The sequence below is a fragment of the Micromonospora sp. DT63 genome (assembly GCF_049841615.1).
Taxonomy (GTDB): Bacteria; Actinomycetota; Actinomycetes; order Mycobacteriales; family Micromonosporaceae; genus Micromonospora.
Genome location: NZ_JBNCKQ010000006.1, coordinates 522,545 through 542,229, shown reverse-complemented (window position 1 = coordinate 542,229; position 19,685 = coordinate 522,545). Strand labels below are relative to the sequence as shown.

Here is a 19,685-nt window from a genome sequence, read left to right as displayed (position 1 = left end):
TCCGGGGTATAAATCATAATTGGCACTGGCTTTACAAGCACCCTGTTGAGTTCTCAAAGAACAACCACACACCGATCAGAAGACCCAACCAGTGGGCCACCATCCCGGGGCTTTTCGTTCCGGTGCTCAGCGCTTTCCAGCGCCAGGCACTTTTACTACGTTACCCGCTGGTTTCTGCCGTGTCAAACCGGTGTTTCGCGGTTCGTCGTGCTTTCTACCGTGTTGCGGGCACCATGTCTCGACCGGCTTGCGCCGCTCTCGTCACGGTGGTGGCAGGCCGGCCGCAGCGGTTTCCCGCTTGCTCGCCCGTTTCCCTGCCGGCTGACTACCTTACCCGGTCGGTTCCGCCGCACCAAATCCGCCTCGCGGCGTTTCCATGGGCACCACCCGGCGGGATCCGGCCGGCGAACCAGCCCGACCCCGAGGTCGTCGCCGCGCTCCGGCCGCTTCAGGCTTTCGCCTGTTTCGTCCGTTCCGCGCTGGCAGAGAGAAAGTTACGCGTCCGGCCCGATGATCGTCAAATCAGCCGGACGCGTCCCCCGTCACATCGTCGACAACCGACTATTCGCCCAGCTCAACGCCTGCGAACGACCGCTTCCCCCGGCGCAGCACCAGGTACCGCCCGTGCAGCAGGTCGTCCGTGGACACCGTGGCGTCCACCTCGGTCACCCGGTTGTTGTTCACGTAGGCACCGCCCTCGGCGATCACGCGCCGCGCCTCCTTGAGCCCCGTCACCAGCCCGGAGTCCCGCAAGAGGCCCGCCACATCCGGCAGCTCGCCAGGGATCCGCACCAGACCGGCCTCGGTCAGCGCCGCGCGCAGCGTCTCCGGGGCCAGATCGTCCAGCGAACCGCGCCCGAACAGCGCCTGGCTGGCGGCGACCGCCTGCCGGGTCTCCTCGGGGCCGTGCACCAGGGTGGTCAGCTCCTCGGCGAGCGCCCGCTGGGCCAGCCGGGCCGCCGGCCGCTCGGCCGTCGCCTTCGCCAGCTCCTCCAGCTCGTCGCGGGAGCGGAAGCTGAAGTACCGCAGGTAGCGGTCGACCTCCCGATCGTCGACGTTGAGCCAGAACTGGTAGAAGGCGTACGGGCTGGTCAGGGTGGGATCGAGCCAGACGGCGCCGCCCTCGGTCTTGCCGAACTTCGTGCCGTCGGCCTTGGTGACCAGCGGCGTGGTGAACGCCTGGACCGGCCCCGCACCCCGGCGCCGGACGTAGTCGACGCCGGCGGTGATGTTGCCCCACTGGTCGGACCCACCGAACTGAAGTTGGCAGCCGTGCCGGCGGTGCAGCTCGAAGAAGTCGTTGGCCTGCAGCAGCTGGTAGCTGAACTCGGTGAAGCTGATCCCCGTCTCCAGCCGCGCGCGCACCACCTCCCGGGCGAGCATCTTGTTGACCGGGAAGTGCTTGCCCACGTCGCGGAGGAACTCGACGACCGACATCTCGCCGGTCCAGTCCAGGTTGTTGACCAGCTGCGCCGCGTTCTCACCCGTGTACGACACGAAGGGCGCGAGCTGCTCGCGGATCCGCTCGACCCAGCCGGCGATCACCTCAGGCGGGTTGAGCGTCCGCTCGGCGCTCTCCTTCGGGTCGCCGATCTGCCCGGTCGCCCCGCCCACCAGGAGCAACGGGCGGTGACCCGCGAGTTGCAGACGGCGGGCAGTGGTGACCTGCATGAGCGAGCCGACGTGCAGGCTCTGCGCAGTGGGGTCGAAGCCCACGTAATAGGTGGTGGCCTCCCCGCCGTCGAGCAGCTCGCGCAGCTCGTCGAGGCCTGTCGAGTCCTGGATCAGGCCACGCCAGAGCAGGTCGTCGGTCAGGGAGTACCGCGTCGGCGGCGGGAGGCTGCTGTCGGTCACGGTCACCGATTCTCCCCCATCGCCGGCACCGACCCGTACCGGGTTTGGCGCAACCCGCTCCGGTTAGGCTTGCGCCCCGTTGATCGAGGAGGGTTTCGCCGTGGAGATGCCGGATCTGACGGGTGGTTTCGTCGCCCTGCTCGGCCTGAAGTTCGAGGAGGCGACCGCCGACCGGGTCGTCATCAGCTGGCAGGTCCGCCCGGAGCTGCACCAGCCGTTCGGCATCCAGCACGGCGGGGTGTACTGCTCGGTGGTGGAGACCGCGGCCAGCGTCGGGGGGTCGCTCTGGCTGGCCGACCGGGGCACGGTGGTCGGCGTGTCGAACCAGACCGACTTCCTGCGGGCCGTCCGGGACGGCGAGCTGCGGGCGGTCGGCACCCCGGTGCACCGGGGTCGCAGCCAGCAGCTCTGGCAGGTGGAGATCAGCGACGCCGACGAGCGGTTGGTCGCCCGGGGTCAGGTCCGGCTGCAGAACCTGTCCCGCGACTGACCGTCGGGCCCGGCCGCGGCGACCCCGGCGATCACCACGCCGACCCCACGGCCTGCGCGGCGGGCGGCGTGGTGCGCTCGCTCGCCCGACGGGTGCTCAGCTGCGGGCCTCGTCCAGCAACGGCTCGATCGACTGGTCGGCGTCGTCACCGTTGTCGTCGCCGTCCTCGGCGGGGACCCGGCTCACGCGTACCTCGGTGATGGCCCGGTGGTCGATGCCGGCCACCGTCAGCACCCAGCCGTCCAGGGTGACGTCCTCCCCGGCGACGGTGGGGATGTGCCCGAGGCGGGCCAGCACCAGCCCGGCGACTGTGGTGTAGTCACCGGCCGGGCGCGAGGGCAGCTCGACGCCGATGTCCGGAAGGTCGTGCACCGGGAACGTGCCGGGCAGCACCACCGCGCCGTCCGGCTCGCGACGCACCGAGTAGCCGTCCCGGTCGGTCTCGTCGTAGATCTCCCCGACGATCTCCTCCAGGATGTCCTCCAGCGTCACGATGCCGTCGACCGCGCCGCGCTCGTCCACGACCAGCGCGATGTGCTGCCGCTCGGCCTTGAACTGGCGCAACGCGTCCACGACCGGCAGCGAGTCGGGCAGCAGCATCGGCGGGCGGGCGATCTCGTCGACCGGCCGGTCGTCGGGCACGCCGACCAGGTCACGCAGGTGGATCACACCGGCGGTGTCGTCCAGGCCGCCGTGGCGCACCACCGGCGCCCGGGAGTGCCCGGTGGCGGCCAGCACGAGCCGCGCGGCCTCCGCGGTGGTCCCGCTGTCGAGCGTGAACACCTGCAACCGGGGTACGAGCACAGCCCGCAACCGCCGGTCGGCGATCTCCACGGCGCCCGCGATGATCGTGCGCTGCTCCTTGGTGAAGCCGTGGTTGCCGGCGACGATGTCGCGCAGCTCGTCCGGGCCGATCTCCTCCGGCTGGTGCTTCGGGTTGAGCCCGAACAGGCGTACGACCAGGTCGCTGGTGGCGCCGAGGGCCCAGACGGCCGGGCGGGTGAGACTGGCGAGCAGGTCGAGCGGGCGGGCCACCAGCAGTGCCCACCGCTCGGCGGACTGCATGGCGATCCGCTTGGGGGCCAGCTCGCCGAAGACCAGGGTGACGAAGGTCAGCGCGAGGGTCACCACCACGATCGCCACCGTCTCGGCGGCGCTCCCGAACATCCCGAGCAGCGGGACGAGGGGCTTGGCCAGGGAGACGGCCGCGGCGGCGGAGGCCAGGAAGCCGGCGAGGGTGATGCCGATCTGGATGGTGGCCAGGAAGCGGTTCGGGTCCTTGGCGAGCCGGGCCAGCACCCGCCCCGCCCGGCTGGTGCGCTCCAACCGCTGGATCTGGCTGTCCCGCAGCGACACCAGCGCCATCTCACTGCCGGCGAAGAGCGCGTTGATGACGACCAGGATCCCGACCAGGGCCAGTTGGCTCCCGTAGCTCTGCACGCCCGGTTCGCTCCCTCGGAGGTGGTGGCACCGGCGAGTACGCACGGCGCCCGCCGGTCGGTGAGCCCGCCCGGCGTACGCGCTTCTGTGCCCCGTGCGGCCTTGGCCGAATCCTGCTCGGGTGACGCTACGCGGAATCGGTGGCCGGTGACGCGGGCAGGTCGAGGACGTACGAGTCGCCCTGGGGGCGGAAGCCGAGCCGGTGGTAGTAGGGAGCGACCATGCCCGGCGGGCTGACCACCCGGTGGAAGCCCCGCTCGGTGAAGAGGCGGCTGCGTCGGTAGACGAACTCGCCGGGGGTGAAGTCGCGGAACTTCGGGGTCACGTAGTCCAGGTCGATCTGGGCGACCCCGCGCGCCTCGGCGTGCGACAGCACCACCCCGACCACCTCGTCGGCGGTGACCACGAGGAAGGCCGACCGGTCGGCGGCGGCCGGATCCCAGTGGAAGTCGGGGTTGAACCGGGCGATGTCCGGTGCGTGGATCCGCAGCGTGTGCGCCAGGAACTGGTCGCCGACGCCGACCTCCACCACCTGGTAGGTCTGCTCGTCGTGGCGGGTCGCGAGCATCCCCCGCAGGTACCAGATGTTGATCACCGCGAGGACGATGTTGAGCCCCACCATGGGCCAGACCTCGAGAGCGGCGTTGTAGCCGATCAGCACGACGCAGCCGACGAGGTTGAGCGCGCGCAGCCGCAGGATGCGCGACTGCAACAGCGACCACACCAGCACCGCGGAGCCGGCCCAGCCGACCAGATCCAACCAGTTCACCCCGCGAGACTAGTGCCCGCCCAGGTCAGGGGCGTCGGCGGGCAGCTCCAGCAGCCACTCCTGCACCTCGGCGCCGCGGCCGTTGGCGTACCCCGAATCCTCGCCGACCACCACGAACCCGCACTTGCGCAGCACCGCGAGGGAGGCGGCGTTGTCCTTGGCGGCGCGGGCGTGCACCGGCCGGGGCAGCTCGCGCAGCAGGGCGGCGAGGGCCGCGGTGGCGTGGCCCCGGCCCCAGCGGGCCGGGTCGATCCAGTAGCTGACCTCGGTCTGGTCGTCGACCGGGAAGGCGCTGACGTAGCCGACCACCTCGCCGTCGGCCTCGACGGTGCGGACCCGGTTCGCCGGGTTGGTGAGCACCCGGGCCCAGTGCCGGGCGAACTCGCGGTGGTCGGACGGGTCCTTGGGGCCGAACGCGGCCATCCGGTTGGCCTCGGGGTCCTGCTGGTGCAGGAAGAACTCCACGAGATCGTCCTCGTGGACCGGCCGCAGCCGCACGTCGGAGGTCATCCGGCGAGGGTACGCAGCGACTGCGACAGTGTCGCGACCCCGACGCCGTGGGGGCCAGAGGCCGGATGGACGGGCCCAACGGCCCCCCGGCGGCCGCCGTCCGCCTCTGATCCCGCGGATGCCGCCGGATGAGGATGAAGACGGACGAAGGAGGACGTGATGACCATCAGATCTGGTGCCCCCGTGGTGGTGGCGGTGGACGGTTCGACGACGGCGCTGGACGCGGTGCGGGTCGCCGCCCGCGAGGCCGCCACCCGCGGCCGCCCACTGCGAGTGGTGCACGCGTTCGTCTGGCCGCTCTACGACATGCCGCTGATTCCCGTGCAGGGCCCGGTGCTCGACGCCGGACTTCGCGAGCAGGCCGAACAGATCGTCGCCGACGCCGTGACCGAGGCCCACAAGACCGCCTCCGACCTCGCCGTCACCGCCGCGGTCGTCGACGGCCCTGCCACGCCGGTCCTGCTGCGCGAATCCCGGGACGCGGCGCTGCTGGTGCTCGGCAGCCGGGGACTCGATGGCTTCGCGGAGCTGCTGATGGGCTCGGTGGCCGTGCAGGTCTGCGCCCGCGTGGACTGCCCGGTGCTGGTCGTCAAGGGCGAGGTCCGGGCCGACGGGCCGGTGGTGGTCGGCGTCGACGGTTCGGACCTGTCCACGCAGACGCTGGGCTTCGCCTTCGAGGAGGCCTCGCTGCGAGGCGCCGAACTCGTGGCCGTACACGCCTGGATCACCCCCACCCCCACCATGCCGGGCGACATCCTGCCGCTGGCGTACGGCGTCGAGACGCTTGCCGAAGACGAGGAGCGGGTGCTCGCCGAGTCCCTCGCGGGGTGGTCGCAGCGGTACCCGGACGTGCCGGTGCGGCACCACGTGGCGTACGGCGCGGCGGCGTCGGTGCTGGTCCGCGAATCGGCCACCGCCCAGCTCACCGTGGTCGGCGGGCACGGCCGGGGCACCCTGGCCGGCATGCTGCTCGGCTCGGTGAGCCACGCGGTCCTGCACCAGTCGCACGGTCCGCTGGCGATCGTCCGGCACCACCGCGAGGAAGGCGGGCACTGACCGGCTGGCGCGTTCGGCGCCACCGCCGGCCCCGCGCCGCAGACAATGAGTCGACCGACCCTGGGAGAGCCGATGAACCGACCTGTCGTGGTGGGTGTGGACGGATCGCCGTCCAGCCTCGTCGCCGCGGAGCACGGGGCCCGCGCCGCCCTGCTCCGCTCCCGGCCGCTGCTCCTGGTGCACGGTTACCTGCACCCGCTCGGCTACGGCGTGCCCCTCAACCCGTACGACCTCGGGGTGCCGGCGCCCACCGAGGAGTCGCGCCAGATGTTGGAGAAGACGGCGGCCGAGCTGGTCGACAGGTGGCCCGGCCTCGACGTCGAGGCCCGTCAGGTCGCCGGCGGCCCCGGCGCGACGATGGTCGAGGAGTCACGACGGGCGGATCTCGTCGTGGTGGGCAGCCGCGGTCTGGGCGGGTTCACGGGTCTGCTGCTCGGTTCGGTCGGCGCGCAGGTGGCCGCGCACGCGCACTGCCCGGTCCTGGTGAGCCGACCGGACGAGCAGCCGATCGACGCGGACGCGCCGGTGCTGGTCGGCGTGGACGGGTCCGAATCGTCCCGGCTGGCCGTGGGCTACGGCGCCACCGAGGCGGCGCTACGAGACGTCCCGCTGGTGCTCGTGCATGTCAGCCCGCTGGACGGGGGCCGGCCGCTGCCGGACGAGGTCGACGAGGCGCAGGCCGCGTACCAGGCGGAGGCGGTGCGGCTGTTGGCCGAGGCGTCCGCGGCCGTCCGGGCCGAGCACCCCGATCTGGTGGTGCGGGAGCATCCGATCCGGGCGGCCGGCGCGGCCCAGGGGCTCATCGAGGCGAGCGACACCGCGTCGCTGCTGGTCGTGGGCACCCGGGGCCGGCACGGGTTCACCGGTCTGCTGCTCGGCTCGGTCAGCCAGGCTGCGATTCAGCACGCGCGCTGCCCGGTGCTGGTCGCGCATCCGTACGACCCGCCGAGGTGACCGGAGCGTCGTCGCCCCCGCCGAGCATCTGCAGGAAGTCGGTGGTGAGGGCGAACGGGTCGGCGGGGCCGCTGGCGGGCAGCCGGCGCTCGACCTGGTCGGCCAGCTCGCCTGCGGCGCGACGGATGCGGCCGCGCAGGGCGCCGTCGACGGTGCCACCGGACCAGTCCTCCGGGGCGGCGAAGACCGATGTCGGGACCACCACCGCCCGCAGGTAGCTGAACATCGGGCGCAGGGCGTGCTCCAGGGCGAGGGAGTGCCGGGCGGTGCCGCCGGTGGCCCCGATGAGCACCGGCCGGTCGACGAGCGACTCGGCCTCCAGCACGTCGAAGAAGGACTTGAACAGCCCGTTGTACGACGCGTTGAAGATCGGCGTGACGGCGATGATGCCGTCCGCACCGGTTACCGCGTCGATGGCCTCGCGCAGCGCGGCCGGCGGGAACCCGGTGAGCATGTTGTTCACCACGTCGTGGGCGTACTCGCGCAGGTCGACGACCCGCAGCTCCACCTCGGCGCCCCGCCGGACCAGCTCGTCGCGGGTCGCCCCGGCGAGCTGGTCGGCGAGCAGTCGGGTGGACGAGGGCTGACTCAGCCCCGCCGAGACCACGGCGAGCGTACGGCGGGTCATCGGGTCGCCCCCTCCGGTGCCTTGCCCGTCACGTCGTCGACGGCGTGCACGGTGCTGTCCTTCGCGCCACCGGCGGCGGCGACGAGCGAGGCGTGCGTGGGCGCGTCCGGCACGTGCGCCGGGCGCAGGGCGGCGAACTCCTTGCGCAGCACCGGCACGACCTCCTCGCCGAGCAGGTCGAGCTGCTCCAGCACCGTCTTGAGGGGCAGGCCCGCGTGGTCCATCAGGAACAGCTGCCGCTGGTAGTCACCGACGTACTCGCGGAAGCCGAGCGTGCGGTCGATGACCTGCTGCGGGCTGCCCACGGTCAGCGGGGTCTCCCGGGTGAACTCCTCCAGCGACGGCCCGTGCCCGTAGACCGGGGCGTTGTCGAAGTACGGCCGGAACTCCCGGACCGCGTCCTGCGAGTTGCGCCGCATGAACACCTGGCCGCCGAGGCCGACGATGGCCTGGTCGGCGGTGCCGTGGCCGTAGTGCGCGTACCGCTGGCGGTAGAGCCCGACCATCCGCTGGGTGTGCTCCTTGGGCCAGAAGATGTGGTTGGCGAAGAAGCCGTCGCCGTAGTACGCGGCCTGCTCGGCGATCTCGGGGCTGCGGATCGAGCCGTGCCAGACGAACGGCGGCACGCCGTCGAGCGGGCGGGGCGTCGAGGTGAAGGACTGCAGCGGGGTGCGGTACTTGCCCTTCCAGTCGACCACGTCCTCGCGCCACAGCCGGTGCAGCAGGTCGTAGTTCTCGATCGCGAGGGGGATGCCGGCGCGGATGTCCTTGCCGAACCACGGGTACACCGGGCCGGTGTTGCCGCGACCCATCATCAGGTCCACCCGGCCGTCGGACAGGTGCTGGAGCATCGCGTAGTCCTCGGCGATCTTCACCGGGTCGTTGGTGGTGATCAGCGTGGTCGCGGTGGACAGCAGCAGCCGTTCGGTGCGGGCCGCGATGTGACCGAGCATGGTGGTCGGGGACGACGGGACGAACGGCGGGTTGTGGTGCTCACCGGTGGCGAAGACGTCCAGCCCGACCTCTTCGGCCTTGCGTGCGATGGCGACCATCGCCTTGATCCGCTCATGCTCGGTCGGCTCACGACCGGTGGTCGGATCGACCGTGACGTCACCGACGGTGAAGACTCCGAACTGCATGACCAGCTCCTCGCGTGTCAACCGGGTGCCGTCGTGGTACCCGGACGCAGCTCACAACTTATTTGACGAGTCAACTATTCCGTCGGCGGCCGGTCTGGCAGTGGCGCCGGTCACCCTCGGGAATCAGCCCCCGGCGACCGAGGGAAGCACCTGCACCTGGGCGCCCTTCCCGACCGGCGTGGCCAGCCCGCCGGAGTGCCGGCAGTCCTCCCCGTCGACGTAGACGTTGACGTACCGGCGCAGCTCGCCGCGCTCGTCGCGGATCCGCCGAGCCAGCCGGGGATGATCGGCGGCGAGCTCGTCGAGGACCGCGCCCAGCGTGCCGCAGGCGTCGACACTGAGCCGGCTGGCGCCGCCGGCCTCGCCGCGCAGCGGGCCGGGCAACAGCACGGTGACCACTCAGACCACCGCCGCCCGGACGCACAGCACGTCGGGCAGGTGCGCGGCCACCTGCGACCAGGAGTCGCCCTCGTCCCGGCTGGCGTAGACCTCGCCGGAACGGGTGCCGAAGTAGACGCCTCCCGGTGTGGCGTCGTCGGCGCACATCGCGTCGCGCAGCACCGCCGGATAGAACGGGCCCTCGGGCAGGCCCACCGACAGCGGCTCCCACTTGTCACCGGCGTCGGCGGAGCGGTACACCCGGCAGCGGTGGTCGGTCGGGTACCGCTCGACGTCGGCCACCAGCGGGAACGTCCACACCATGCCGGGCCGCCCGGGGTGCGACACCATCGGGAAGCCGAAGTCGCTGGGCAGCCCGTCGGCGATCGACGACCAGGTGCGGCCGTCGTCGTCGGAGCGGTAGACACCGAAGTGGTTCTGCGCGTACAGCCGCTCGGGGTTGCCGGCGTCCCGCGCGACCTTGTGCACGCACTGGCCGAACTCCGGCCACTCGTCGGCCAGGCCGGCGGCGCGGATGCCCACGTTGCCCGGGGCCCAGCTCGCCCCGGCGTCCTGCGAACGGTAGACGCCGCCGGTGGACATGGCGACCAGCACCCGGGCCGGGTCGCGCGGGTGGGGCAGCACCGTGTGCACCGCCTGGCCACCGAACCCGGCCTGCCAGTGCGGGCGGTGCGGGTGCTCCCAGAGGGCGCGGACCAGCTCGAAGCTGCGGCCACCGTCGGTGGAGCGGAACAGCGCCGACGGCTCGGTGCCGGCCCAGACCACGTCCGGTTCGTCGGCGCCGCCCGGCGTGAGCTGCCAGACCCGCCCCAGGCTCGCGCCGGTGTCGGCCGGGAACGCGACAGGCGCGTGGTCGGGCTCGTCCCAGGACGCGCCGAGGTCGTCGCTTGTCGCGACGCTGGGGCCGAAGTGTGAGCTGGTCACCCCGGCGAGCAGCCGCGGGGTGCCGGGGCGGGTGTCGATCGCCACCGCGTAGACGCTCGTCCGCGGGTGGTGCGGGCCGCTGACCTCCCAGGTGCGCCGGTCGTCGGTGCTGGTGGCGAGGAACAACCCCTTCGCGGTGCCGATCGCGAGCAGCGTTGCCATGGAGGTCCTCCGAGCCGTCGGTGGGCAGATGGGGTGATTATGGCCACACCCTCCGACAGACCCCGCCGGCCACACGCCGGGAGCCGCCCTCAGCGCCGGACGCGGGGCACGTGACGCCGGTACGCGCTGACCGTCGGATCACCGTCGAGCCAGAACCGCCAGGGCAGATCGTGCGCGCCGGTCACGCCGACCCGGGGTCCCGCCACCACCGCCTCGGCCGGCACCGGCCGGACCGGCGGACGCAACCGGACCGGGCCGTCGCCGAGCAGGTACGCGCCGTACGCCGCGCGGTCGATGCCGAGCGTGGCGCAGAGCCGGGCCGGGCCCCGGGCCAGGTCCACGTCCCGCCGTACCGCCGGCCGGCGGGCCCGCGCGGCGTCCAGGCCCTCGACCACCTCACCGGCGCGCAGCAGCACGGCGGCGGCCTCCCCCTCGAACCCGGTGACCACGTTCATGCACCAGTGCATGCCGTAGGTGAAGTAGACGTAGGCGTGCCCGGCGGGACCGAACATCACGACGTTGCGGGCGGTGCGGCCCCGGTGGGCGTGCGAGGCCGGGTCACCTGCCGTGCCGGCGTACGCCTCGACCTCGGTGATCCGGACGGTGACCCCGCCGGCGGACAGCCGGCAGCCCAGCAGGCCCCGCGCGGCCGGCAGCAGTGGACCCGCGAGCAGGTCCGCGAGCGCGCCGAGGTCCGGGTTGGCGGCGTGATCATCCGGAAGGACGTCCATGCCCGAACGGTACCCAGGCCACATCCTGGTCATCCCGTCGCCGAGCTTCAACAATCTGTTGACAATGTCGCGTTGATGGGGTGTGCTCGGAGCATGACGACCGAGGAGCTGTTCAGCGCGCCCGACCCGGCCCGGGCCCGCGCCCACCGCACCCACGAGGCGCTGCAACGCATCAGCGAACGCCACGCGGGCTCCGATGCCCGGCGGGGACGCTGGGCCCACCCGTACGTGCTGGACCCGTGGGAGGCGGTGGCCCTGGTCACCGCCCTCGCCGCCGGCGGTGCGGAGCGGGAGCCCACCGAGGAACCGGTGGACGCCGCCGACCTCACCGCCGCGCTGACCCTGCTGCCGCACGTGCGCGCCGAGCTGGACGCCCTGGAGGCCGGGCTGCTGACGCTGGCCCGCGACCGGGGGTTGACCTGGCAGTCCATCGCGTACGGGCTGGGACTGGGCAGCGCGCAGGCCGCCCGCCAACGCTACGAACGGGTGGCCGCCCGCTCCGCTGAGCCGACACCCAACCCGCAAGAGGCGCCCGAATCACCAGACCACGCCCGAACAGCGAAGTAATGACCGCGACGCGCAACCGAACCACGACAACACCGTCGCGCCCCGTCGATCGGCAACCACCCCGCGATCTTGCACTTTCTGTCGCGGCATAAGGGGCATACCTCACGATTCGGTGACCGAAAGTGCAAGATCGGCGAGGGCGTGCCTGCGGGCGCCCGGGCGGGCAGACTGTGCGCACGACGAGGAGGCACCCATGGACCGCGCGGAGATGCTGACGTACTGCCTGGCGAAGCCGGGAGCGTGGCTGGACCGGCCGTGGGAGGGCGACGAGGTGGTGAAGGTGGGCAGCCGGATCTTCGCGTTCCTCGGCAACGGCGACGGAAAACCCACTGTCGGCATCAAGTGCGGCCAGACCAGGGAGATCGCCGACGAGTGGCTGCACCGCCATCCCGACGACGCTCGCCCGATGGCCTACATCGGCCGGTCCGGCTGGAACACGCTGCGCCTCGACGGCGGGATCGACGGCGACGAGCTGACCGAGGCGGTCGACGCGTCGTACGACATGGTGGTGGCGAAGCTCCCCAAGCGGGAGCGCCCGACGGCCTGAACCGACAGTGGCGCCGGCGGCTGGCGCCGACGCCACGGCGACCTCAGCGGGGTACGACCCGCTCGGTGGCCCAGTCCCGCCAGCCGGCCAGCCGGTCCGCCGCGGCGGCGAGCTGGTCGGCGACCGGGCCGGGGCCGGTCGAGCCGGGGGTGGTCCGGGCCGCGAGCGCCGACCGCACCGACAGCACGTCGCGCACCGACGGGTCGAGGTGTTCGCTGACCGCGGCCAGGTCGGCGTCGGAGACGTCCTCCAACTCGCACTCGCGGGCCGCGCAGAGCGCCACCAGCCGGCCGGTGATCTCGTGCGCGTCGCGGAACGGCACGTTGCGCCGGACCAGCCAGTCGGCGACCTCGGTCGCGAGGGAGAAGCCGACCGGGGCGGCGGCGACGAGACGGTCCACCCGGACCGTCATCGTGGAGATCATCCCCGCCAGGGCCGGCAGCAGCAGCTCCAGGGTGTCGACCGCGTCGAACGCGGGCTCCTTGTCCTCCTGCATGTCCCGGTCGTACGTCATCGGCAGGCCCTTGAGCATGGTCAGCACCGTCATCAGGCCGCCGACCAGCCGCCCGGACTTGCCCCGGGCCAGCTCGGCGATGTCCGCGTTCTTCTTCTGCGGCATGATCGACGAACCGGTCGCGAAGGCGTCGTCCAGCTCCACCCAACCGAACTCGTGCGAGGTCCAGAGCACCACCTCCTCGCCGAGACGGGACAGGTGCACCCCGATCAGCGCGGTGGTGAACAGGAACTCCGCCACGAAGTCCCGGTCGGCGACCGCGTCCATCGAGTTGGCGAACGACGTCCGGAAGCCCAGTTCCTTGGCCACCGCCACCGGGTCCAACGGAAGCCCGGACCCGGCGAGGGCGCCCGCGCCGAGCGGGCTGATCGCCGCCCGGTGGTCCCAGTCGCGCAGCCGCTCCAGGTCCCGCAGCAGCGGCTGCACGTGGGCGAGCAGCCAGTGCCCGAAGGTGACCGGCTGGGCGTGCTGCAGGTGGGTCATGCCGGGCGCGGCGGTGTCGATGTGCCGCTCGGCCTGCTCGACCAACGCCTCGGCCAGCTCGACGAGGCGACTGGCCACCCCCCGCGCGTGGTCGCGCAGGTAGAGCCGCAGGTCCGTGGCGACCTGGTCGTTGCGGGACCGGCCGGCGCGCAGCTTGCCGCCGAGGCTGCCCAGGCGCTCCAACAGGCCCCGCTCCAGCGCGGTGTGCACGTCCTCGTCGTCGACCGTGGGCCGGAACGCCCCCGAGGCGCAGGCCGCCTCCAGGTCGTCCAGGGCCGCCAGGATCCGTCCCAGTTCCTCCGGGTCGAGCAAGCCGGCGCCGGCCAGGACCCGGGCGTGCGCCCGGGAACCAGCGATGTCGTACGGGGCCAGGCGCCAGTCGAACTGCACGCTCACCGACAGTCGGGCGAGCGCCTCCGCGGGGCCGCCGGCGAACCGGCCACCCCACAGGCTCGTCCGGTTGGTGCCGGCGCTGTTCTCGGTGAGGCTCTTGTCGTCCACGCCGCCCATTGTGGTCCCCATGGTCGTCAGCCACCCAGCCGGGCGTCGCGGGCCGCGGACATCCGACTCGGAAGGCCCCACAGCTGCACGAAGCCCTTCGCGAGGGTCTGGTCGAAGGTGTCGCCGGTGTCGTAGGTGGCCAGCCCGAAGTCGTACAGGCCCTCGTCGGAGCGCCGGCCGGTGACGGTGGCCCGGCCGCCGTGCAGCGTCAGCCGCACCTCGCCGCTGACGTGCCGCTGCGCGTCGTCGATGAACGCGTCCAACGAGTCCTTCAACGGCGAGAACCACAGGCCGTCGTACACCAGCTCACCCCAGCGCTGGTCCACGCTCTTCTTGAACCGGGCCAGGTCCCGCTCGACGGTCACCGCCTCCAGCTCCTGATGGGCGGTGATCAGCGCGATCGCGCCGGGCGCCTCGTACACCTCGCGGCTCTTGATGCCCACGAGGCGGTCCTCGACCATGTCGAGCCGGCCCACGCCCTGGGCGCCCGCGCGCCGGTTCAGCTCCAGGATCGCCTGGTACGGGGTGACTGTCTCACCGTCGATCGCCACCGGCACGCCGCCGTCGAAGGTGATCACGATTTCGTCGGCGTCGCGGGGCTCCGCCGGGTCGGCGGTGTACGAGTAGAGGTCCTCGATCGGGGCGTTCCAGATGTCCTCCAGGAAACCCGTCTCCACCGCGCGGCCCCACAGGTTCTGGTCGATCGAGTACGGGGACTTCGCCGACACGTCGATCGGCAGCCCCTTCTCCTCGGCGAACGCGATCGCCTTGTCCCGCGTCCAGGCGAAGTCGCGGGCCGGGGCGATGATCTTCAGCTCGGGGGCGAGCGCGCCCAGGCCCACCTCGAACCGGACCTGGTCGTTGCCCTTGCCGGTGCACCCGTGCGAGACGATCGTCCCGCCGTGCTTGCGCGCGGCCGCCACCAGGTGCTTGACGATCAGCGGCCGGGACAGCGCCGACACCAGCGGGTAGCGGTCCATGTAGAGGGCGTTCGCCCGGATCGCCGGCACGCAGTAGTCCGCGGCGAACTCGTCGCGCGCGTCGACGACCTCGGACTCGGCGGCGCCGCAGTCCAGGGCGCGCTGCCGGATCGCGTCGAGGTCCTCACCGCCCTGCCCGACGTCGACCGCCACCGCGATCACCTCGGCGCCGGTCTGCTCGGCCAGATAGGGAATCGCCACGGAGGTGTCCAACCCCCCGGAGTACGCGAGGACGACCCGCTCGGTCATGACGTGGTGTTCCCTTCGACGGTGTCGTCCCGGCGGGCCCAGCCGGCGAGCTTGTCACCGAGCGCGGCCCCGCCGACGGCCTCGCGGGCCACGACGAGGATGGTGTCGTCGCCGGCGATGGTGCCGACGATCTCGGGCAGGCCCGCCCGGTCCAACGCGCTGGCCAGGTACTGGGCCGCGCCCGGTGGGGTGCGCAGCACGGCGATGTTGCCGCTGGCGTCCACCCCGTTGAGCAGTTCGCGCAGCAACCGCACCAGCCGGGCCGGCGCCGCCTCGGCATCGCGCAGCGGCCGCTTTCCGTCCTCGGGGATCAGGTAGACGGCCGGGCCGTCACCGCCGCGCACCTTCACCGCGCCCAGCTCCTCCAGATCGCGCGAGAGGGTGGCCTGGGTGACCCCGACGCCGTCGGCGGCGAGCAGGTCGGCCAGCTCGGTCTGCGAGCGCACCGGCCGGTCCCGGATCAGCTCCACGATCCGGGCGTGCCGGGCGGCGCGGGTCAGCGGGGCGGTCATCGCGTCGTCCCGGACGTCGCGAGCAGGAACGTCAGCAGCGCCTTCTGGGCGTGCAGCCGGTTCTCCGCCTGGTCGAAGACCGCGCTCTGCGGGCCGTCCAGCACCTCGTCGGTGATCTCCTCACCCCGGTGGGCGGGCAGGCAGTGCAGCACTATCGCGTCCGGTGCGGCCTGGCCGAGCAGCTCCTTGTTGACCTGGTACGGCAGGAACGGGGTGACCCGGTCCAGTCCGTCGGCCTCCTGGCCCATCGACGTCCACGTGTCGGTGGCCAGCACGTCGGCGTCGCGGACCGCCTGGGCCGGGTCGGTCAGCACCCGTACCGAGCCGCCCGTGCCGGCGGCGATCCCGGCGGCCTGCCGCACCACCGCCTCGTCCGGCGCGAACCCGGCCGGGCCGGCGATCCGCACGTGCATCCCGGCCGTCGCACCGGCCAGCAGGTACGACTGCGCCATGTTGTTGGCGCCGTCGCCCACGTAGGTGAGGGTGCGGCCGGCCGTGCCACCGCACCGCTCGGAGATGGTGAGCAGGTCGGCCAGCAGCTGGCAGGGGTGGAAACCGTCGGTGAGCGCGTTGATCACCGGGACGCTCGCGCCGCTCGCCACCTCGGCGATCCGGTCGTCGCCGTGCGTGCGCAGGACGATCGCCGCGACGTAGCGCGACAGCACCCGGCCCGCGTCGGCGAGCGTCTCGCCCCGCCCGAAGTGGGTGACCTGGGTGTCCACGACCAGGGGATGCCCGCCCAGCTCGGCGATGCCGGCGTCGAACGAGATCCGGGTCCGCAGGCTCTGCTTGTCGAACAGCACCGCCACCGAGCGGGGGCCAGCCAGCGGCTGGTGGCCGAAGCGGTCGGCCTTCATCCGCGCCGCCAGGTCGAGCACGCTGGACTGCTCGGCGGGCGAGAGGTCGTCGTCGCGCAGAAAATGCCGGATCATGCGGTCGTTCCCGTCGTGGTGGTGGTCGGCGTCGTGGAGGTGGCCGGCGTCGTCGTGGTAGCCCGCGTCCGGTCGCTGCCGGCGGCCGTCGCGTCCAGGGCCGCCGGGAGCGCGGCGAGGAAGGCGTCGACCTGGTCGGCGGTGAGGATCAGCGGCGGAGCGAGCCGGAGTACCCCCGGCTGCACCGCGTTGACCAGGAAACCGGCGTCGCGCAGCGTCTCGGCGAGCACCGGCCCCACCGGCGCGGTGAGGGTCACGCCGAGCAGCAGCCCGGCCCCGCGTACGCCGTCGACCAGCGGATGGCCCAGCGCCTCGACGCCCCGACGCAGCCGTTCGCCGACGCGCTTGACGTGGTCCAGCAACCCCTCGTTGGCGATCGTGGCCACCACGGCGAGCGCGGCGGCACAGCTCACCGGGTTGCCGCCGAAGGTGGTGCCGTGCGAGCCGGGGGTGAGCAGGTCCGCGGCACGGCCGAAGGCCAGCGTCGCACCGAGCGGCAGCCCGCCACCCAACCCCTTGGCCAGGGTCACCACATCGGGCTCCACGCCCTCGGCCTGGTGGGCGAACCATTGCCCGGTGCGGCCGATGCCGGTCTGCACCTCGTCGAGCACCAGCAGCGCGCCGTGCCGGTCGGCGATCCGCCGCGCTGCCGACAGGTAGCCGGCCGGCGGGACGACCACACCGTTCTCGCCCTGGATGGGCTCCAGGATGACCATGGCGGTGGCGTCGGTGACCGCCTCCTCGAGGGCGGCGACGTCGCCGAAGTCGACATGGGTCACCTCGCCGGGCAGCGGCCGGAACGGGTCGGCCTTGGCGGGCTGACCGGTCAGCGCGAGGGCGCCCATGGTGCGACCGTGAAAGGCCCCGTTGGTGGCGACCACGTGGCTGCGCCCGGTGCGCCGGGACAGCTTGAACGCGGCCTCGTTCGCCTCCGCGCCGGAGTTGGCGAAGAAGACCCGGCCGGGCCGGCCGGCGAGCGCCAGCAGCAGCTCCGCGAGGGCGACCGGCGGCTCGGCGATGTAGAGGTTGGAGACGTGCCCGAGCGTCGCGACCTGCCGGGACACCGCAGCCACCACCGCCGGGTGGGCGTGACCGAGGGCGTTGACCGCGATCCCGCCGACCAGGTCCAGGTATTCGCGGCCCGTGTCGTCGACCACCACGGCGCCCGCGCCGGAGACCAGCGCCAGCGGCGGCGTGCCGTAGTTGTCCATCATGGACTGCGTCCACCGTTGCGCCAGACTGCTCATGCCCCGACCATCCCGTCCTGAAGCACCACCATCGTTCCGAACCCTTCCGAGGTGAAGACCTCCAGCAGCGTGGAGTGCGCCACCCGGCCGTCGACGACGTGCGCGGCGGGCACACCCCCACGCACCGCCCGCAGACAGGCCTCCATCTTGGGCACCATCCCCGACTCGAGACTGGGCAGCAGCTTCGCCAGGTCGTCCGCGGTGATCTCGGAGACGAGGCTGGTGGTGTCCGGCCAGTCCGCGTACAGGCCGGCCACGTCGGTGAGCACGACCAGCTTGCGGGCCCGCAACGCGACGGCGAGGGCGGCGGCGGCGGTGTCCGCGTTGAGGTTGTGCAGGACCCCGTCCGCGTCCGGCGCGACAGTGGAGATCACCGGGATCCGGCCGGCGTCGATGAGGTCGGTCACTGCGGACACGTCCACCGACTCGACGTCGCCGACCTGCCCGACGTCGACCGGCAGCCCGTCCACGTACGCCGGGCGGCGCACCGCCGTGAACAGCCGCGCGTCCTCGCCGGAGAGCCCGACGGCGAACGGACCGTGCGAGTTGATCAACCCGACCAGCTCCCGGCCCACCTGCCCGACCAGCACCATCCGGACCACGTCCATCGCCTCGGCGGTCGTCACCCGCAGGCCGCCCCGGAACTCGCTGGCGATGCCGAGCCGGCCCAGCATGGCCGAGATCTGCGGACCGCCGCCGTGCACCACGACGGGCTTGAGACCGGCGTAGCGCAGGAACACCATGTCGGCCGCGAACGCCCGTTGCAGCGCCGGCTCGGTCATGGCGTTGCCGCCGTACTTGACCACCACGGTGGAGCCGGAGAACCGCGCCAACCAGGGCAACGCCTCGATCAGCGTCTCCGCCTTGACCTGGGCGCGGGTGAGATCACCGCTGAGACTCATGTTGAGTACGCCGAGTTCTCGTGCACGTACGCGTGGGACAGGTCGTTGGTCCAGATCGTCGCCACCGCGTCACCGGCGTGCAGATCGATGCGGATCGTCACGTCCCGCCCGGTGAGGTCGACCTTCGAGCGGTCCTCGGCGGCGGCGCCACCCCGGCACACCCACACTCCGTTGACCGCGACGTCCACCTCGTCCGGCTCGAACGCGGCGGCGGTGGTGCCCACGGCGGCGAGGATCCGGCCCCAGTTGGGGTCGTTGCCGAACAGCGCGGTCTTGACCAGGTTGTTGCGGGCCACCGAGCGGCCGACCTCGACCGCGTCGTCCTCGTCGGCGGCGCCGACCACGTCGATGGCGACCTGCTTGGTGGCGCCCTCGGCGTCGGCGATGAGCTGCTGGGCGAGGTCGTGGCAGGCCGTCGTGACCGCGGCGGCCAGCTCGGCCGGGGTGGGCTCGATGCCGCTCGCGCCACTGGACAGCAGCAGCACCGTGTCGTTGGTGGACATGCACCCGTCGGAGTCGACCCGGTCGAAGGTCACCCGGGTGGCCGCGCGCAGCGCCTCGTCAAGCGCCGCCGGCCCGGCCACCGCGTCGGTGGTGAGCACGCAGAGCATGGTGGCCATCCCCGGCGCGAGCATCCCGGCGCCCTTGGCCATCCCGCCTACCGTCCAACCGCTGCCCCGCGCCACAGTGGTCTTCGGCCGCGTGTCGGTGGTCATGATCGCTTCGGCGGCCGCCGGACCGCCGTCGCGCGACAGACCCCGGATGGCCGTACGGACCCCGGGCAGCAGCTTCGACATCGGCAACCGCTCACCGATCAGGCCGGTGGAGCAGACCGCCACCTCACCGGCGCCCAGGAGCAACCGTGGGCTGACCGCGCTCAACGCGGAGGCGGTGTGCTCGGCCGTGGCGTGCGTGTCCTGGAAGCCGGCCGGGCCGGTGCAGGCGTTGGCGCCACCGGAGTTGAGCACCACCGCCCGGACGACACCGCCCTGCACGACCTGCTGGCTCCAGCGCACCGGAGCGGCCTTGACCCGGTTGGTGGTGAAGACACCGGCGACACCGGCGTCCGGGCCGTCGTTGACCACCAGGGCGACGTCCGCGCCACCGCTGGCCTTCAGACCGGCGGCCACCCCGGCCGCCCGGAAACCCCGAGGGGTCGTGACACTCACGGCGCCTGCCTTTCCGTCGCGACTGC

At 72.6% G+C, this 19,685-nt stretch carries 21 protein-coding genes; 5 read left to right on the top strand and 16 right to left on the bottom strand.

Annotated elements, in window-relative coordinates; genetic code table 11:
• Positions 1–561 precede the first annotated feature (561 nt).
• The gene (gene tyrS, locus ACLQ27_RS23965; RefSeq protein ID WP_357575925.1) at positions 562–1,854 is read right to left on the bottom strand and encodes a tyrosine--tRNA ligase; all 1,293 of its coding nucleotides are present in this window, start codon (positions 1,852–1,854) and stop codon (positions 562–564) included.
• A gap of 106 nt (positions 1,855–1,960) precedes the next feature.
• On the opposite strand from tyrS, the gene ACLQ27_RS23960 reads away from it, so the two are divergent.
• A complete protein-coding gene (locus tag ACLQ27_RS23960; protein ID WP_234588831.1) occupies positions 1,961–2,344 on the top strand; it encodes a PaaI family thioesterase in 384 nt (127 codons plus the stop codon).
• A 96-nt stretch (positions 2,345–2,440) separates the two neighbouring features.
• Here the strand turns inward: ACLQ27_RS23960 and ACLQ27_RS23955 are convergent, their stop codons facing one another.
• The 3 genes from ACLQ27_RS23955 to ACLQ27_RS23945 all read right to left on the bottom strand — a co-directional run bounded on the left by ACLQ27_RS23955 (position 2,441) and on the right by ACLQ27_RS23945 (position 5,063).
• Positions 2,441–3,784: a hemolysin family protein gene (locus ACLQ27_RS23955; protein WP_357497796.1), complete on the bottom strand. Its 1,344-nt coding sequence runs from the start codon at positions 3,782–3,784 to the stop codon at positions 2,441–2,443.
• Positions 3,785–3,911: 127 nt separating this feature from the next.
• Positions 3,912–4,553 carry a YgjV family protein gene (locus ACLQ27_RS23950; RefSeq protein WP_234588825.1) on the bottom strand — a complete coding sequence of 214 codons (642 nt, stop codon included), beginning with the start codon at positions 4,551–4,553 and terminating at the stop codon, positions 3,912–3,914.
• A 9-nt stretch (positions 4,554–4,562) separates the two neighbouring features.
• Positions 4,563–5,063: a GNAT family N-acetyltransferase gene (locus ACLQ27_RS23945; RefSeq protein WP_234588824.1), complete on the bottom strand. Its 501-nt coding sequence runs from the start codon at positions 5,061–5,063 to the stop codon at positions 4,563–4,565.
• A gap of 159 nt (positions 5,064–5,222) precedes the next feature.
• Between ACLQ27_RS23945 and ACLQ27_RS23940 the strand changes: the two genes are divergently transcribed.
• Complete coding sequence (locus tag ACLQ27_RS23940; protein WP_425868694.1) at positions 5,223–6,119, top strand: universal stress protein; 897 nt, start codon at positions 5,223–5,225, stop codon at positions 6,117–6,119.
• Positions 6,120–6,191: 72 nt separating this feature from the next.
• Positions 6,192–7,073 carry a universal stress protein gene (locus tag ACLQ27_RS23935; RefSeq protein WP_425868692.1) on the top strand — a complete coding sequence of 294 codons (882 nt, stop codon included), beginning with the start codon at positions 6,192–6,194 and terminating at the stop codon, positions 7,071–7,073.
• Here ACLQ27_RS23935 and ACLQ27_RS23930 read toward each other — a convergent pair.
• The 5 genes from ACLQ27_RS23930 to ACLQ27_RS23910 form a co-directional block, all read right to left on the bottom strand.
• On the bottom strand, positions 7,003–7,701 hold the full coding sequence (locus ACLQ27_RS23930; protein WP_234588821.1) for an FMN reductase: 699 nt from the start codon (positions 7,699–7,701) through the stop codon (positions 7,003–7,005). The two genes, ACLQ27_RS23935 and ACLQ27_RS23930, sit on opposite strands and share 71 nt — an antisense overlap.
• Entirely contained in the window at positions 7,698–8,840 is a 1,143-nt protein-coding gene (locus tag ACLQ27_RS23925; protein WP_357575877.1) for an LLM class flavin-dependent oxidoreductase, read from the bottom strand. Before ACLQ27_RS23925 ends, ACLQ27_RS23930 begins: the two co-directional genes overlap by 4 nt.
• Before the next feature lie 123 nt (positions 8,841–8,963).
• On the bottom strand, positions 8,964–9,239 hold the full coding sequence (locus ACLQ27_RS23920) for a ubiquitin-like small modifier protein 1 (RefSeq protein WP_357575878.1): 276 nt from the start codon (positions 9,237–9,239) through the stop codon (positions 8,964–8,966).
• Positions 9,240–10,325, bottom strand: a complete 1,086-nt coding sequence (locus tag ACLQ27_RS23915) for a WD40/YVTN/BNR-like repeat-containing protein (RefSeq protein ID WP_425868689.1) — start codon at positions 10,323–10,325, stop codon at positions 9,240–9,242.
• An 89-nt stretch (positions 10,326–10,414) separates the two neighbouring features.
• Complete coding sequence (locus ACLQ27_RS23910) at positions 10,415–11,056, bottom strand: DNA-3-methyladenine glycosylase (RefSeq protein ID WP_357497783.1); 642 nt, start codon at positions 11,054–11,056, stop codon at positions 10,415–10,417.
• Between the two features lie 93 nt (positions 11,057–11,149).
• Here ACLQ27_RS23910 and ACLQ27_RS23905 point away from each other — a divergent pair, with 93 nt between their 5' ends.
• Together ACLQ27_RS23905 and ACLQ27_RS23900 are read left to right on the top strand one after the other, a co-directional pair.
• Positions 11,150–11,623, top strand: coding sequence for a DNA-binding protein (locus ACLQ27_RS23905; protein WP_425868687.1), 474 nt, complete (start codon positions 11,150–11,152; stop codon positions 11,621–11,623).
• Positions 11,624–11,816: 193 nt separating this feature from the next.
• Entirely contained in the window at positions 11,817–12,170 is a 354-nt protein-coding gene (locus ACLQ27_RS23900; protein WP_234588815.1) for an MmcQ/YjbR family DNA-binding protein, read from the top strand.
• Between the two features lie 43 nt (positions 12,171–12,213).
• Here the strand turns inward: ACLQ27_RS23900 and argH are convergent, their stop codons facing one another.
• Genes argH through argJ form a run of 7 tightly spaced genes read right to left on the bottom strand, consistent with a single transcriptional unit; the run spans position 12,214 to position 19,659 of the window.
• Positions 12,214–13,677: an argininosuccinate lyase gene (gene argH, locus ACLQ27_RS23895; RefSeq protein ID WP_357497824.1), complete on the bottom strand. Its 1,464-nt coding sequence runs from the start codon at positions 13,675–13,677 to the stop codon at positions 12,214–12,216.
• Between the two features lie 17 nt (positions 13,678–13,694).
• Complete coding sequence (locus ACLQ27_RS23890) at positions 13,695–14,897, bottom strand: argininosuccinate synthase (protein WP_357575882.1); 1,203 nt, start codon at positions 14,895–14,897, stop codon at positions 13,695–13,697.
• The gene (locus ACLQ27_RS23885) at positions 14,894–15,409 is read right to left on the bottom strand and encodes an arginine repressor (protein WP_234588813.1); all 516 of its coding nucleotides are present in this window, start codon (positions 15,407–15,409) and stop codon (positions 14,894–14,896) included. Before ACLQ27_RS23885 ends, ACLQ27_RS23890 begins: the two co-directional genes overlap by 4 nt.
• Positions 15,406–16,341, bottom strand: a complete 936-nt coding sequence (argF, locus tag ACLQ27_RS23880; protein WP_425868684.1) for an ornithine carbamoyltransferase — start codon at positions 16,339–16,341, stop codon at positions 15,406–15,408. The genes ACLQ27_RS23885 and argF overlap by 4 nt, the downstream gene beginning before the upstream one ends.
• On the bottom strand, positions 16,338–17,588 hold the full coding sequence (locus tag ACLQ27_RS23875; RefSeq protein WP_425868682.1) for an acetylornithine transaminase: 1,251 nt from the start codon (positions 17,586–17,588) through the stop codon (positions 16,338–16,340). The genes argF and ACLQ27_RS23875 overlap by 4 nt, the downstream gene beginning before the upstream one ends.
• Positions 17,585–18,490, bottom strand: a complete 906-nt coding sequence (gene argB / locus ACLQ27_RS23870; protein WP_357497773.1) for an acetylglutamate kinase — start codon at positions 18,488–18,490, stop codon at positions 17,585–17,587. The genes ACLQ27_RS23875 and argB overlap by 4 nt, the downstream gene beginning before the upstream one ends.
• On the bottom strand, positions 18,487–19,659 hold the full coding sequence (argJ, locus tag ACLQ27_RS23865; RefSeq protein WP_357497771.1) for a bifunctional glutamate N-acetyltransferase/amino-acid acetyltransferase ArgJ: 1,173 nt from the start codon (positions 19,657–19,659) through the stop codon (positions 18,487–18,489). The genes argB and argJ overlap by 4 nt, the downstream gene beginning before the upstream one ends.
• Between the last annotated feature and the right edge of the window lie 26 nt (positions 19,660–19,685).

Excerpts from the sequence above, each read along its gene's own strand:
- ACLQ27_RS23960 (WP_234588831.1), top strand. The coding sequence starts at position 1,961 with ATGCCGGATCTGACGGGTGGTTTCGTCGCCCTGCTCGGCCTGAAGTTC.
- ACLQ27_RS23945 (WP_234588824.1), bottom strand. The coding sequence starts at position 5,063 with ATGACCTCCGACGTGCGGCTGCGGCCGGTCCACGAGGACGATCTCGTG.
- ACLQ27_RS23940 (WP_425868694.1), top strand. The coding sequence starts at position 5,223 with ATGACCATCAGATCTGGTGCCCCCGTGGTGGTGGCGGTGGACGGTTCG.
- ACLQ27_RS23935 (WP_425868692.1), top strand. The coding sequence starts at position 6,192 with ATGAACCGACCTGTCGTGGTGGGTGTGGACGGATCGCCGTCCAGCCTC.
- ACLQ27_RS23930 (WP_234588821.1), bottom strand. The coding sequence starts at position 7,701 with ATGACCCGCCGTACGCTCGCCGTGGTCTCGGCGGGGCTGAGTCAGCCC.
- ACLQ27_RS23925 (WP_357575877.1), bottom strand. The coding sequence starts at position 8,840 with ATGCAGTTCGGAGTCTTCACCGTCGGTGACGTCACGGTCGATCCGACC.
- ACLQ27_RS23915 (WP_425868689.1), bottom strand. The coding sequence starts at position 10,325 with ATGGCAACGCTGCTCGCGATCGGCACCGCGAAGGGGTTGTTCCTCGCC.
- ACLQ27_RS23910 (WP_357497783.1), bottom strand. The coding sequence starts at position 11,056 with ATGGACGTCCTTCCGGATGATCACGCCGCCAACCCGGACCTCGGCGCG.
- ACLQ27_RS23905 (WP_425868687.1), top strand. The coding sequence starts at position 11,150 with ATGACGACCGAGGAGCTGTTCAGCGCGCCCGACCCGGCCCGGGCCCGC.
- ACLQ27_RS23900 (WP_234588815.1), top strand. The coding sequence starts at position 11,817 with ATGGACCGCGCGGAGATGCTGACGTACTGCCTGGCGAAGCCGGGAGCG.
- argH (WP_357497824.1), bottom strand. The coding sequence starts at position 13,677 with ATGGGCGGCGTGGACGACAAGAGCCTCACCGAGAACAGCGCCGGCACC.
- ACLQ27_RS23890 (WP_357575882.1), bottom strand. The coding sequence starts at position 14,897 with ATGACCGAGCGGGTCGTCCTCGCGTACTCCGGGGGGTTGGACACCTCC.
- ACLQ27_RS23885 (WP_234588813.1), bottom strand. The coding sequence starts at position 15,409 with ATGACCGCCCCGCTGACCCGCGCCGCCCGGCACGCCCGGATCGTGGAG.
- argF (WP_425868684.1), bottom strand. The coding sequence starts at position 16,341 with ATGATCCGGCATTTTCTGCGCGACGACGACCTCTCGCCCGCCGAGCAG.
- ACLQ27_RS23875 (WP_425868682.1), bottom strand. The coding sequence starts at position 17,588 with ATGAGCAGTCTGGCGCAACGGTGGACGCAGTCCATGATGGACAACTAC.
- argB (WP_357497773.1), bottom strand. The coding sequence starts at position 18,490 with ATGAGTCTCAGCGGTGATCTCACCCGCGCCCAGGTCAAGGCGGAGACG.